The organism is Bradyrhizobium sp. 6(2017) (assembly GCF_011058295.2).
GTDB classification, from domain to species: domain Bacteria; phylum Pseudomonadota; class Alphaproteobacteria; order Rhizobiales; family Xanthobacteraceae; genus Bradyrhizobium; species Bradyrhizobium septentrionale.
In genome coordinates, this window is record NZ_CP049289.2 from 2,315,272 (window position 1) to 2,327,916 (window position 12,645).

A 12,645-nucleotide genomic window follows, 5' to 3' on the forward strand; every position below is an offset into this window, starting at 1 on the left:
GATAGAATGTTGCGATGTACTACGGTCATAGGCACTCGAAATGATCCTCCATCTCGCGGCCACCCCGGACCACGAAGCCCCTTCCCAGGTCTTGGTTACCGTCGAGAGCCCCACCGGGTATCTTCAGCCGTTCGAGGATGGTGATCCGGTCGCCACGCATATGGCCATCGCGGATCAGGAAGGCCGCACCGGAAAGCGCCGCCAGGCCCGCACCGACGAACCACGCAGTCTTGTTGTCCACACCTTCGGGTTTGCGAGGGCGGGCAAAAGCTTCGTAATCTGGGTTGTTCCGGTCGATCCCTTCGCTGGAAACCGAAGGTGCCAGCGTGCTCGACGAATTCTACTGGTTGAACAAGGATGATCCGAACTACTCGCTGCAACGGGCGACGGTGAACCAGGGACAGGACGCGCACACCGACGGCCTCTTCACTCTGAGCGAAAAGGCGGAGAAGGAATTGATCGCCGTCTTTCTTACCTCCCGTGAGGAGATGGAGAACAGTCGTATCGACGAAGTGTTCGGGAAAGAGTTTTTCTGCAGCAATTTTTGACTCTATTGGCGGACGATGTTTGCCTTTGCGGAGTGGCATTCCGCCCTGGAGATGAAGCTTTATCTGGATCGGTTCATCCATCATATCGGGGGCCTGCCGGATTTCAGCGCGCTGAAGTTTACCAGGTACAATCAGTATGAATCGCTGGTTCTACCGTTGTGCAAATGGCTGTTGGAGCAGGGCGTCAACTTCCGCTACGACGTCGAAGTCACCGATGTCGATTTCGACATAAAGGCCGGATGCAAGCAGGCCACGGCTATCCACTGGCTGGAGGACGGCGTCGCCGGCGGCATCGGCCTTGGCGCCGACGATCTTGTATTCATGACGATCGGGTCGCTCACCGAAAACTCAGACAAGGCAGACCATCACACGCCCTCCAGGCTCGACGAAGGCCCGGCGCCTGCTTGGGATCTGTGGTGTCAATCGGCGTTCATTGCAAACGATGACGTAATTGCGGTCGGCGCCCGCGGCTCAAAAAGGTCCGCTATCTTCAAGCCTTCCCGCAATCTCACGAATCGGAGGGGGCCATGAAGCAATATGTTGGACTGGATGTCTCGCAAAAAGAAACTTCAGTATGTGTGGTCGACGAAGTGGGTCAGATCTTGTTCGAAGGAAAGGCAAAGTCCGACCCAGGGGCACTCGCGGCATTGCTTCGCAAGCGGGCGCCACAAGCGGAGCGCATCGGATTTGAGACTGGGGCGATGGCGAGCTGGCTATGGCACGAACTTCGTAGGATCGATTTCCCGGTGGTTTGCATCGACGCGCGGCATGCCCACGCGGCTTTGTCCGTACGCATGAACAAAAGCGATCAGAATGATGCTCGAGGTCTGGCCGAACTGGTTCGGGTTGGCTGGTATCGAGAAGTCAAAGTCAAGAGCGAGGAAAGTCAGAAGATCCGCGCGATACTCGTCGCGAGATCCCGGCTCGTCGCCATCCGTCGTGATATCGAGAACCAGGTCCGCAGTCTGATCAAAGAATACGGCTTGCTGTTCCCACGCGCGATCGGACTGCAGTTCCGCAATCAGGTCCGTGAGCTATTGGGCGAAGATCATCAGCTCTTCGGTGTGATCGCGCCGCTTCTGTCGATCCATGAGCAGATCTGTAAGCAACAAAGCAAGTTCGACAACGAGGTCCGCGAGTTGGCGAAGTCGGATGAGACGACGCTTCGTCTGATGACGGTTCCTGGTGTCGGCGTGGTGACGGCTTTGACGTTCCGCCATACGATCGATGACCCGTCCCGCTTCCGATCGGCATCGACTGTTGGCGCCTATCTGGGTCTTACACCTCGGCGCAACCAGTCTGGCGAAACGGACATCAATGGCAAGATATCTCGATGGGGCGACCGGCTCCTCCGAACCTACTTGTTCGAGGCCGCTACCGTACTTCTTTATCGGACAAAGAAGTGGTCTTCCCTCAAGGCCTGGGGCATGAAGCTCGCCAAGCGGATCGGCATGAGGAAGGCAAAGGTCGCCATCGCCCGAAAGATCGCAGTCATCCTTCACTGCATCTGGGGCGATGGCACATCCTTCGACTGGGGGCAGCCGCAGCCGGTCTGATATTTGCTCGAAAGTTCCTGGTCCGGTCTGCCGGACTGGCGACGTCCCGCTGGGACGGTGTTGAGGCGACCTCGTTCATTCGGCTGGTGGCGGCTCGATCGTACTCCGCTGCAAACGTTGAGGCGTCCGACCCGGACATCATCATGAGGCGCTACGCGACCTCGGAAAGGACCATGACCCCAGCGAAGACATCAACCAGTCAGGGCGATCCAATGCCTGGCCGGCAAAGTACGTATCAGCCGCGCTCGCGCCGTCTCCGCAACCCTGAACCAGCTCCGACGGCGCGAGCACTACCACCGTGCGATGGGCGAATTCAGAAATGTAAAGCTTGACAACAAACCGCAATTAAAGGGCCGAATGACAGGCAGAGCTTCTGTGTGGGCGGCTCGCTGCCACTCAAAGTCTGCTTGGCCTCACCCGCAGCTTTCTTGGCGGCGGTGGTAAGCCCAGAGATCAAGTCATCTGCAGGAACCTCTTCGAGCAGGCGTATGCGCCGGTCCGTGTCGTTGAGGTTGGTGAGATTCCAATCCGAGGTTGGTACGACCGCCATTGTTAGGCTGCCACGCCGGAAAAAGGCACTCGATGTCCGAACACTACCATTCGAGGTGCCCGCGAGATTGTTGAGGCGGCTCATGGCCAGTTTCAGATACTCTGGCTGTCCTCTCGCGAAGTCGGCCTTCGTCAGTTCATCGGCCGCTTCCGGACGCGCCCATCCTTCCATGATGCGCCTGCGCGTCTGCCCGTCCCATGAGACCCGTCCCATCGGACACCAGGCAAAGCTTCTGCCTGTGGCGCCGCTGGTTGCTTGCTGCAGGTCCTCTTTGCTGGTCCCGATCGAGATATACGCCAAGGAACAGAGCAGCTCGCAATCTTCGAAAAGAGTGGTGTAACCATTCGACGAAAACAGATAGTCGCCGGTCCAGGATTGGAAGACGTCGTGCAGATGATCGCTGAGGGCGTCTTGCGCTTTTCAAGCCCCGGCAAGAATTTCCAGGCGCTGTTTTCGCCACCCGCACATGACGTGAGAAATAAGTGACTCACCACGGTTGTAGTGTTGTCGCGCTCGGTCACGATGGTGACGCTGAGGAATTTGAGAAGATCAGTATATCGCCGGGCAGCAAGCAATGCGAGGCCATACGCGTAAAGGAGGAGAACGGCCGGGTAGGTGCGCAGATTGATCAAGGCGACCAACCCGCCGATACTTTCCCTGACGCCGAATTCGATCCGCAAGTCGAGCACCAAGCGCAACTCTGATCCGGTGCCCCAACGCCCGAGAACACCCACAATGCGCGCGACCGACTCCGTTGCACTCTCTGCTCGCGCCACCCTCTGCATGATCAGGTCATTGGAGAAGGCGCCGATCAGTGCGAAATCCGGGCCGTTTAGCGTCCTTTCCAGCTTTCGCGCTTCTTCACCAATAAGATCACCCAGCTGAATGCGGAATTCAGGCCTTGCCAAAAAGCGCTTGTCGCTGGCCACCATCAATTCAACGCTCTGTGGGTTTTGCCTTTTTATGTCAGCCTGGCTGCTCACCAAGCGTTCCAAGCTTTCGTGTCCGCGCTATCAATGCGAATGGTCCTGCCGGCCCGCTGGCTAATCAGGTCCGTGGCGATCTTGGAAGGTTCACCTCGCGCCACCCAGTACACTGGATATCCCCGCGTCGGGGCCCGCGTGAGTGCCGCTCTCAACGCGGGGTCCCAATCAGGGGACCAGCCGCTCACGATCAGCCCGTGCTCATCGATGATGCGGTCGAGAACCTTGTTCAGATGCGTCACGTCACCGCCCGACAGCGTGACGACACGCACACCGCCGAAAGCCATATGCTTGAACAGTCCAGCGATATCCTCCTGATCGCGGCTCAGGCGATCCATCGCCACTGCGAGCACGACGACGAATTTGCCGCGCGTGGCATCGCTGATCAGTTCCTGATGCCGACGCGGCGGCTCGCGAGATGGATCTAGCGCGCGATCGAGTGCTTGCTGCTTTCCGACGACCGTTCCTTCCTTTAATGTCGTCCTGGAATGACGCCGCCCAGCGCAAAGATAGCACGTCGTTTGGCGACCAGATAACAACCTCGCGGAGGCGATCGCGGAACAGATTGCCGAGCAGCGCCAGGCCGTCACGAAACAGGGAATACCGATAGTCGCCCGCTTCGCAGCTCACTGTGAGGCCCTCACGGACGGACAGCCGAACCCGATCGGTTAAAGGTCGGTAGTTGAAGCGTTGGCGGTAGTGCCCGCTCACCGCCACGAATGATTCCGGTGAGCGCACTCAGGAATTCGGCGCCAGCCTCACCGCTACTATCCTGGCAAACAGCGTTGCGGAGGAATTGTCCGTCCCCGCGATAGCGCTGCTCAAGGCCACCTACCGGATGATGCGCGGGAGGATCTGACACAGCGCTACGCCGCACCGTATCAGACATTGTCAGAAGTCCGCCAAAGGAACGATTCTAAGCTGGACAACAGCTGCCCGTCAGCTCGCCATCAGCTTGGCTGGGTATCCTCGCAGCAGGGCCTAAGCAGCCCGAATCGATACGTGGAGACTAGCGCAGCACAGAAAGGTGAATCGTCATGTACGATCGAATCAGTAGCTCATCGACACGCACTAGCCACGCTGACGAACTGAGTCAGTCGGTGGATAGCGGCAGCTTTACGGAAACACTAGCACATCTCTCGCCTCAGTGGAACTCACAACCGGGGGAGTTGCCCGACAAGATGGGGGCCTGCTGCAGCAAGCCACATACCTCGGATGAAAACGACGTTCGTACTTCCAGTGCCTCCGACCCCAGTACATCCGCTCCAGAGAGTCCGGCCACCTCCTTGTTTGATTACAGAACGGCCGATCTGCGTGATGCGAATGTGGACGGCATCTGCGTTGGGCTGACTGCGGAGTGGTTCCGCAATCTTAACAACAGCCCACCAACCCGAATGCGTGCGCTCACACCTGGGTCGCAAACGCACGCCTCAGCGGCTGAACGGCAGCAGCAATATCAAAATCTCAAGGATCAGTTGCGAAGCAGGGGAGCAGACTCTTCTCACGCCGACCTTCGGGCACAGAATGCCATTTTGGAGGAAGCTGGCTTGGAACCGGCTGGAGAAGAGAAGAGATTCGCATTCGGCAAGTCTTCGAACGTCGAGCGCATGGTGAACGAAATCAACAAAGACCGATCGAACCATTTGCTCAGCTTGTATTTCGCCGAAGGCGGCGCACACACAGTGGCGACGTCGGCCTCCAATGGAACGACCACGCTTTTCGACCCTAACTACGGAGAATTTACTGTTCGATCAGATCCGAACCAGATGGCTTTATTGTTACAAAGCCTCGCCGATCGTTACAGGAATCCCAACGGGCAACATTTGTCGACAATCACGACGCAAAGGATGCAGTGAGTTGGGCCTGCAGGCCGGTGGTGATTGACGCCTTCTGTGAAGGCGCGGATGCGTCGGCCAGCGCTTGCGTTCGGTCGCGGCGTCGGGAGCCAGCTCTGCGGCGGATGGAGGAATTTCCTTCCAAGAGCTTGGCAGCGATGAATGAGGCCGCAATGTCAATGATCGTCGCGTATACGAGCGCCACGACGAGAACAGTCACCCAGATGGATTGTGAACCTTGAGCAACCTGTCGCTCCGGCGAACTCTGACTTGACGATGTCGCAGCAGAAGGCCAATGCATTGATTTCATCGGGGCGCTGGAGCGTTAAGGCGTGAACGAAAGGCAGATTTATCTGTGCTCTTCCATAGCAAGCCTCAGACCTTGGGATGCGCTGCGCTTTTCCGCCTGAGATAAACGCGACCCGTACGCGCGCCGAGACCAAGAGATCGTCCCCGCGCCTGCACTCCTGCGGCAAGCCAACCGACGTGCCTCTCACCTCTTGCGGGACCGTGACAATGTCAAGAAGGCCGTCCAAGAACGGCGGTTTTAGAAAATCGATTGTCGTCGAACGGACAACGAAGGCGAAGCCCGGGGCATCGTTCCGCGTTTCCTCGAGCCGCGCTTGCTGATTGGTGCCGAGCGGGCGCAAGTAATTCGTTCTGCCGCGCTCCATGAAACGGAGAAAACTCGTGTGATAAACAATCTGGCAGGGCGTCGATATCTTCAAAGTAGACTCGCACCTGCATGTAGCGCCGTCCGTCTCGAATTTCGCCGTCAAGAGAGACTGTCACAGCGCGGTTCCCCTTATTGCGCGTATAGGGACCAATTGTCTTGCACCGAGGGGGGCTGGGCAAGCGCTAGAATCCTTTGCTTGGCTCCTGCTGACGCCGGCGGCATCGACGCGGTTCGTGGCTCCGGATGCCTCGAGCATCCGCCACTACGGGCAGCAGATCGCCGGCTATAGAAAGCAGAGCAACGCCAATCCACCGGTCAGGTCGTCGAACTCGCTTAGCAAGCAAGGCTGCTGATGGTGAGGCGCTTCGAAGCGACGACAGAGCTTAGTCGCGGCTGAGACTTAATCTCGAAGCCAGCCTTAGCGCGGCCAAGCGCTCAAGCACCGCCGGATGAAGGGCTGCCTAGCTCTGCACTTGACGTAACCCTTCGGTCCACTTGACTTGCCCCCCGCAAGTGACCCGGGTTCGCGCTCGTCGTGCTACGGACCAAGCGGATCCGGATTCAGCTTCAGGAATCTATCGTCTACCTTGATGCCGAAGCCGTCGGGCGTCTTGCCGTCGGGAAGGTCTCGGCCGCATGCGCCATCCAACCCAGCGAGGGAGAGGCGGGCTTCGTTTTCCGGATAGCGACCGCCGACATCGGAGTGGCTTCCGGCGAACCACACCTGCTGCAGCCAATTCGGATGCTTACAATATCGCGCAAGGGCTGCCCCGCACATTCAGCGCGAGAGCAGGCCTTTGTCGGGCACTTGCCGCGCCGGTTGTCGGCATTGAGACTCAATGCCGGAAACCTGACACTCCGCGCCGCTACGAAATGCCTGTTGAGCCTGCGAATTCACTTCGGCACGCGATTTGCTCTGTTCACGGCATCATCACCAATCGCAGTGCGATGGTCTTTGGGGCGGACACGGCGCGCGTCGCTGTTCGCGTCTGGTCCGTTCCGACGGTTTGCTGTGGCAATGACTTGGCGTTCGATTGTGGACCGAGAAAACGCAGGGAAGGGGAGTGTTGGATGCGATTTAGAGTTCTTCTTTTGGGAGCCACAACAATTGCGCTCGTCGCGAGAAGCGGCAGACCTTGAGCCAGGAGTCAAACTGCCACCGGCGGTGTGGGACTGGTCCGGAGGCTATATTGGCGGACACGTCGGTGGCGGGTACGGTCGAACCTCCTTCACCAATCCCGATGCGCCTTCCCCGCGTTGTTCGTGCGGCTGGGGGATCTGCCGCTGACCGTCGCCGCGGAGGAGGTCGTCGACGTGCCGTCTTACGTTCATTCGCTGCCCGCAGCGCCTGCCGGTCACCTTCCGCCCTTCCATCGCTTAGAGAGTGAAGTGCCACCATGTCCGAACACCCCTTGCCGACGCTACCGATGTGGCGCGTCGATCACATCGAGCCCTCGCCCGAGATGTTGGCGCTACGCGCCAACGGTCCGATCCACCGCGTGCGCTTCCCGTCCGGGCACGAAGGCTGGTGGGTGACGGGCTACGACGAGGCCAAGGCGGTGCTGTCCGACGCGGCGTTCCGGCCTGCGGGAATGCCGCCGGCGGCATTCACCCCGGATTCGGTGATTCTCGGTTCGCCGGGGTGGCTGGTCTCGCACGAGGGGGCCGAGCATGCCCGGTTACGCACGATCGTGGCGCCGGCGTTCAGCGACCACAGGGTGAAGCTGCTCGCGCAGCAGGTAGAGGCGATCGCCGCGCAGTTGTTCGAGACGCTGGCGGCCCAGCCCCAGCCCGCTGACCTGCGGCGCCACCTCTCCTTTCCGCTTCCGGCCATGGTCATCAGCGCGCTGATGGGTGTGCTCTACGAGGATCACGCCTTTTTCGCCGAGCTGTCCGACGAGGTGATGACGCACCAGCATGAAAGCGGCCCGCGCACCGCGTCGCGCCTGGCCTGGGAAGAGCTGCGCGCCTACATTCGCGGCAAGATGCGGGACAAGCGCCAGGATCCGGGCGACAACCTGCTGACGGATCTGCTCGCGGCGGTCGACCTGGGCAAGGCGACCGAGGAAGAGGCGATGGGCCTGGCGGCGGGCATGCTGGTGGCCGGGCACGAGAGCACCGTCGCGCAGATCGAATTCGGCCTGCTGGCCATGTTCCGCCATCCGCAACAGCGCGAACGCCTGGTCGGCGATCCATCCCTGGTGGACAAGGCGGTGGAGGAAATCCTGCGCATGTACCCGCCGGGCGCGGGCTGGGACGGCATCATGCGCTATCCGAGGACCGACGTGACCATCGCGGGCGTTCATATTCCCGCGGAGAGCAAGGTGTTGGTCGGCCTGCCGGCGACGTCGTTCGATCCGCGCCATTTCGACGAACCGGAAATCTTCGACGTCGGACGCGACGGAAAGCCGCACCTGGCGTTCTCCTTCGGGCCGCACTACTGCATTGGCGTGGCGCTGGCCAGGCTGGAACTCAAGGTGGTGTTCGGTTCGATCTTCCAGCGCTTTCCCGCGCTGCGCCTGGCCGTGGCGCCGGAAGAACTGAAGTTGCGCAAGGAGATCATCACTGGCGGGTTCGAGGAGTTCCTGGTGCTCTGGTGATGCGCGGACGCCGCCGGGGATCGCGATCTTCTCCGCAATTTGCCGGCGCGCCTCGCGCGCCGGTCAGATCAGCCAGCCAACAGGTAACCAAGATGGACATGCAAGAAACCACGGCAGCATGCCGGGACGCCTTCGCCGAACTAGCGTCGGCGGCGCGCATCCACGACCCGTATCCGTTCATGCGGTGGTTGCGCGAGCACGATCCGGTGCATCGCACGGCGTCGGGGCTCTTTCTGTTGAGCCGCCACGCCGACATCTACTGGGCGTTCAAGGCCACGGGCGATGCGTTTCGGGCGCCGGCGCCGGGCGAACTGGCGCGCTATTTCCCGCGTGTGGCGACCAGCCTGTCGCTCAATCTGCTGGCGTCCACGCTAGCGATGAAGGATCCACCGACGCATACGCGTCTGCGCCGGCTGATCTCGCGCGATTTCACCATGCGCCAGATCGACAACCTGCGGCCGAGCATCGCGCGCATCGTCGCTGCGCGCCTGGACGGCATGGCGCCCGCGCTGGAGCGCGGGGAGGCGGTGGACCTGCATCGGGAATTCGCGCTGGCCTTGCCGGTGTTGGTCTCCGCCGAACTGTTCGGCATGCCCCCGGACGACATGTTCGGGCTCGCCGCCGGCATCGGCGCCATTCTGGAAGGCCTGCGCCCGCACGCCAGCAATCCCCAGCTCGCCGCGGCGGACGCGGCCAGCGCCAGGGTGCTGGCCTACTTCGGCGACCTCATACCGCGCAAGCGCGCCGATCCCCGCCACGACATCGTGTCGATGCTGGTCGGCGCACACGACGACGATGCCGACACGCTGTCGGATGCGGAGTTGATCAGCATGCTGTGGGGCATGCTGCTGGGCGGCTTCGCCACCACTGCTGCGGCCATCGACCATGCGGTCCTGGCGATGCTGGCGTATCCCGAACAGCGGCACTGGCTGCAGGGAGACGCCGTGGGGGTGAAGGCATTCGTCGAAGAAGTCCTGCGCTGCGACGCGCCCGTTATGTTCAGCTCCATTCCGCGTATCGCCCAGCGCGACATCGAACTGGGCGGCGCGGTGATCCCGAAGAACGCGGACGTGCGCGTGCTGGTCGCGGCCGGCAATCGCGACCCGGACGCCTTCGCCGATCCCGACCGCTTCGATCCCGCGCGGTTCTACGGCACCAGTCCTGGCATGTCGACCGACGGGAAGATCATGCTGAGCTTCGGCCACGGCATCCACTTCTGCCTCGGTGCGCAACTGGCCCGGGTGCAGTTGGCCGAGAGCCTGCCGCGGATCCAGGCGCGCTTCCCCACACTGGCATTGGCCGAGCAGCCGACCCGGGAGCCGTCCGCGTTCCTTAGGACGTTCCGCGCGCTGTCGGTGCGGCTGCAAGCGCGGGGGGGCTGAGATGCGCGTCGTGGTCGACCAGGATCTGTGCGGAACCACCGGGCAGTGCGTGCTGACGCTGCCGGGCACCTTTCGCCAGCGCGACCCGGACGGCGTGGCCGAAGTGTGCGTGGCGACGGTCCCGCAGGCGCTGCACGCCGCCGTGCGGCGCGCGGCCAGCCAGTGCCCGGTCGCCGCCATTCGGGTCATCGAAAGCGACGCTGGCGATGACCAGCGCGCCAGCGCCGACCCTGCGCCTTCTCCGGCGGAGGCCGAGCGGCATGCCGCGAAAGACCAACGCAATCCAGGAGGACACGATGGGACGGTTTGAAGGCAAGGTGGCCGTGGTGACCGGCGCCGGCGCCGGCATCGGCAAGGCATGCGCCCTCGCCATCGCGCGCGAGGGCGGCAGAGTGGTGGTAGCCGACATTGATGGCTCGGCGGCCATCGCCGGCGCCGCGCAGATCGCGGCCGAAGCGGGCCACGCGCTGGCCATGGCCATGGACATCGCCGATGCGCAGGCGGTGACAGCGCTTTTCGAGACGGCGGAGCGGCAACTCGGTGGGGTCGACCTGCTGGTGAACAACGCGAGCGCCATGCACCTGACCCCGCGCGACCGCGCGATCCTCGACCTGGACCTGGCGGTCTGGGATCAGACCATGGCGACCAATCTGCGTGGCACGCTGCTCTGCTGCCGGCAGGCCATCCCACGGATGATCGCCCGCGGCGGTGGCGCGATCGTCAACATGTCGTCGTGCCAGGGGCTTAGCGGTGACACCTCGCACACGTCCTACGCCGCGTCGAAGGCGGCGATGAACATGCTATCGGCTTCGCTCGCCACCCAGTACGGTCATGCGCAGATCCGCTGCAACGCGGTTGCGCCGGGTCTCATCATGACCGAGCGTCTCCTCGCCAAGCTGGACGAGTGCATGCAACGGCATCTGCGCCGGCACCAGCTCCTGCCGCGCGTCGGCCGCCCCGAGGACGTGGCCGCGCTGGTGGCGTTCCTGCTCTCCGACGATGCCGCGTTCATCACCGGCCAGGTCGTGTGCATCGACGGCGGCATGCTGGCGCATGTGCCGACGTACGCCGACGGTGGCAACAGCCGCGCCGCGCGGCCTGCCGCCGAAGCGGCAGCGGCGCCGCGCTGCTGATGGACATGCTGCTCAACCCGCTGGACCGTCGGCACCGGCTGCGGTACGATATCCCGGTCGTGCCCGGCGCTTTCCCCCTGGTCGGGCATCTTCCCGCCATCGTCTGCGACCTGCCGCGCCTGCTGCGGCGCGCGGAACGGACGCTGGGCAGCTGCTTCTGGCTGGATTTCGGCCCTGCCGGACACCAGATGACCTGCGCGGATCCGGATGCGTTCGCATTGCTCCGGCACAAGGACGTGTCCTCGGCGCTGATCGAAGAGATCGCGCCCGAATTGCTTGGCGGAACGTTGGTCGCCCAGGACGGCGGCGCGCACCGGCAGGCGCGCGATGCGATCAAGGCGGCGTTCCTGCCCAAGGGGCTGACCGAGGCCGGCATCGGCGACCTATTCGCGCCCGTCATCCGGGCGCGGGTGCAGGCGTGGCGCGACCGCGGCGACGTAACCATCCTGCGCGAAACCAGCGACCTGACGCTCACGCTCATCTTCAGACTCATGGGAATCCCCGCGCAGGACCTGCCGGGATGGCATCGCAAGTACCGGCAACTGCTGCAGTTGATCGTCGCGCCCCGGGTCGACCTGCCCGGACTGCCCTTGCGGCGCGGCCGCGCAGCCCGCGACTGGATCGACGCGCAGCTGCGCCAGTTCGTCCGCGACGCGCGCGCGCATACCGCGCGCACCGGGTTGATCAACGACATGGTGAGCGCCTTCGATCGCAGCGACGATGCGCTCTCCGATGACGTCCTGGTCGCCAATATCCGCTTGCTGCTGCTTGGCGGTCACGACACCACCGCCTCGACGATGGCCTGGATGGTGATCGAGTTGGCGCGGCAGCCTGTGCTGTGGGACGCTCTGGTCGAGGAGGCGAAACGCGTGGGCGCGGTGCCGACCCGGCACGCGGACCTGGCGCAGTGTCCGGTCGCCGAGGCGCTGTTCCGCGAGACGCTGCGCGTGCATCCGGCGACCACGCTCCTGCCGCGTCGCGCGCTGCAGGAATTGCAACTCGGCCAACGGCGCATTCCCGCGGGCACCCATCTGTGCATCCCGCTGCTGCATTTCTCGACATCGGCGCTGCTGCACGAGGCGCCTGATCAGTTCCGCCTGGCGCGGTGGCTGCAACGCCCGGAGCCGATCCGGCCGGTGGACATGCTGCAGTTCGGTACCGGCCCACACGTCTGCATCGGCTACCACTTGGTATGGCTGGAACTGGTGCAGTTCTGCATCGCCTTGGCGCTGACCATGCACAAGGCCGGGGTGCGGCCGCGGTTGCTGAGCGGCGTCGAAAAAGGCCGGCGCTATTACCCGACCGCACATCCGTCCATGACAATCCGCATCGGATTCTCATGAGCTGGCATCGCATGCCCCGTGTGGCGAGGCAGCGGCGCC

At 62.6% G+C, this 12,645-nt stretch carries 11 protein-coding genes and 3 pseudogenes; 8 read left to right on the forward strand and 6 right to left on the reverse strand.

Translation table 11 applies throughout. The annotated features are described in order from the left end of the window. Nucleotides 1-28: 28 nt before the first annotated feature. A pseudogene (locus tag G6P99_RS11035) lies at nucleotides 29-298 on the reverse strand (oleate hydratase); the annotation flags it as partial. Between G6P99_RS11035 and G6P99_RS11040 the strand changes: the two are divergent. Together G6P99_RS11040 and G6P99_RS11045 are read left to right on the forward strand one after the other, a co-directional pair. Then, nucleotides 285-965 (forward strand): annotated as a pseudogene (locus G6P99_RS11040) (oleate hydratase); the annotation flags it as partial. The pseudogenes G6P99_RS11035 and G6P99_RS11040 overlap by 14 nt on opposite strands. Before the next feature lie 110 nt (nucleotides 966-1,075). Then, on the forward strand, nucleotides 1,076-2,104 hold the full coding sequence (locus G6P99_RS11045) for an IS110 family transposase (protein ID WP_165128143.1): 1,029 nt from the start codon (nucleotides 1,076-1,078) through the stop codon (nucleotides 2,102-2,104). 313 nt (nucleotides 2,105-2,417) lie between these two features. Here the strand turns inward: G6P99_RS11045 and G6P99_RS11050 are convergent, their stop codons facing one another. The 3 genes from G6P99_RS11050 to G6P99_RS11060 are packed head-to-tail and all read right to left on the reverse strand — an operon-like array spanning nucleotide 2,418 to nucleotide 4,227. Next, the gene (locus G6P99_RS11050) at nucleotides 2,418-2,825 is read right to left on the reverse strand and encodes a hypothetical protein (RefSeq protein ID WP_165128145.1); all 408 of its coding nucleotides are present in this window, start codon (nucleotides 2,823-2,825) and stop codon (nucleotides 2,418-2,420) included. After that, nucleotides 2,786-3,637 (reverse strand): hypothetical protein, encoded by an 852-nt coding sequence (locus G6P99_RS11055; RefSeq protein ID WP_165128147.1) that lies wholly within the window; start codon nucleotides 3,635-3,637, stop codon nucleotides 2,786-2,788. The genes G6P99_RS11050 and G6P99_RS11055 overlap by 40 nt, the downstream gene beginning before the upstream one ends. Continuing rightward, nucleotides 3,634-4,227 carry a recombinase family protein gene (locus G6P99_RS11060; protein WP_224496613.1) on the reverse strand — a complete coding sequence of 198 codons (594 nt, stop codon included), beginning with the start codon at nucleotides 4,225-4,227 and terminating at the stop codon, nucleotides 3,634-3,636. The genes G6P99_RS11055 and G6P99_RS11060 overlap by 4 nt, the downstream gene beginning before the upstream one ends. 447 nt (nucleotides 4,228-4,674) lie before the next feature. Between G6P99_RS11060 and G6P99_RS11065 the strand changes: the two genes are divergently transcribed. After that, the gene (locus G6P99_RS11065) at nucleotides 4,675-5,493 is read left to right on the forward strand and encodes a YopT-type cysteine protease domain-containing protein (protein ID WP_165128149.1); all 819 of its coding nucleotides are present in this window, start codon (nucleotides 4,675-4,677) and stop codon (nucleotides 5,491-5,493) included. A 356-nt stretch (nucleotides 5,494-5,849) separates the two neighbouring features. Here the strand turns inward: G6P99_RS11065 and G6P99_RS11070 are convergent. After that, nucleotides 5,850-6,219: pseudogene (locus tag G6P99_RS11070) on the reverse strand (YbgC/FadM family acyl-CoA thioesterase); the annotation flags it as partial. A 467-nt stretch (nucleotides 6,220-6,686) separates the two neighbouring features. Then, nucleotides 6,687-6,926, reverse strand: coding sequence for a phospholipase effector Tle1 domain-containing protein (locus G6P99_RS47535; RefSeq protein ID WP_224496614.1), 240 nt, complete (start codon nucleotides 6,924-6,926; stop codon nucleotides 6,687-6,689). A gap of 619 nt (nucleotides 6,927-7,545) precedes the next feature. On the opposite strand from G6P99_RS47535, the gene G6P99_RS11080 reads away from it, so the two are divergent. The 5 genes from G6P99_RS11080 (at nucleotide 7,546) to G6P99_RS11100 (ending at nucleotide 12,606) form a co-directional block, all read left to right on the forward strand. Then, the gene (locus tag G6P99_RS11080) at nucleotides 7,546-8,748 is read left to right on the forward strand and encodes a cytochrome P450 (RefSeq protein ID WP_165128151.1); all 1,203 of its coding nucleotides are present in this window, start codon (nucleotides 7,546-7,548) and stop codon (nucleotides 8,746-8,748) included. A gap of 92 nt (nucleotides 8,749-8,840) precedes the next feature. Beyond that, the gene (locus G6P99_RS11085; RefSeq protein ID WP_029084614.1) at nucleotides 8,841-10,130 is read left to right on the forward strand and encodes a cytochrome P450; all 1,290 of its coding nucleotides are present in this window, start codon (nucleotides 8,841-8,843) and stop codon (nucleotides 10,128-10,130) included. 1 nt (nucleotide 10,131) lies between these two features. After that, nucleotides 10,132-10,440, forward strand: a complete 309-nt coding sequence (locus G6P99_RS11090; protein ID WP_029084613.1) for a ferredoxin — start codon at nucleotides 10,132-10,134, stop codon at nucleotides 10,438-10,440. Next, nucleotides 10,427-11,263: an SDR family oxidoreductase gene (locus G6P99_RS11095; RefSeq protein WP_165128153.1), complete on the forward strand. Its 837-nt coding sequence runs from the start codon at nucleotides 10,427-10,429 to the stop codon at nucleotides 11,261-11,263. The genes G6P99_RS11090 and G6P99_RS11095 overlap by 14 nt, the downstream gene beginning before the upstream one ends. After that, entirely contained in the window at nucleotides 11,263-12,606 is a 1,344-nt protein-coding gene (locus G6P99_RS11100; protein WP_029084611.1) for a cytochrome P450, read from the forward strand. Before G6P99_RS11095 ends, G6P99_RS11100 begins: the two co-directional genes overlap by 1 nt. Nucleotides 12,607-12,645: the final 39 nt, after the last annotated feature.

Excerpts from the sequence above, each read along its gene's own strand:
- G6P99_RS11045 (WP_165128143.1), top strand. The coding sequence starts at position 1,076 with ATGAAGCAATATGTTGGACTGGATGTCTCGCAAAAAGAAACTTCAGTA.
- G6P99_RS11050 (WP_165128145.1), bottom strand. The coding sequence starts at position 2,825 with ATGGAAGGATGGGCGCGTCCGGAAGCGGCCGATGAACTGACGAAGGCC.
- G6P99_RS11065 (WP_165128149.1), top strand. The coding sequence starts at position 4,675 with ATGTACGATCGAATCAGTAGCTCATCGACACGCACTAGCCACGCTGAC.
- G6P99_RS47535 (WP_224496614.1), bottom strand. The coding sequence starts at position 6,926 with ATGTGCGGGGCAGCCCTTGCGCGATATTGTAAGCATCCGAATTGGCTG.
- G6P99_RS11080 (WP_165128151.1), top strand. The coding sequence starts at position 7,546 with ATGTCCGAACACCCCTTGCCGACGCTACCGATGTGGCGCGTCGATCAC.
- G6P99_RS11085 (WP_029084614.1), top strand. The coding sequence starts at position 8,841 with ATGGACATGCAAGAAACCACGGCAGCATGCCGGGACGCCTTCGCCGAA.
- G6P99_RS11090 (WP_029084613.1), top strand. The coding sequence starts at position 10,132 with ATGCGCGTCGTGGTCGACCAGGATCTGTGCGGAACCACCGGGCAGTGC.
- G6P99_RS11095 (WP_165128153.1), top strand. The coding sequence starts at position 10,427 with ATGGGACGGTTTGAAGGCAAGGTGGCCGTGGTGACCGGCGCCGGCGCC.
- G6P99_RS11100 (WP_029084611.1), top strand. The coding sequence starts at position 11,263 with ATGGACATGCTGCTCAACCCGCTGGACCGTCGGCACCGGCTGCGGTAC.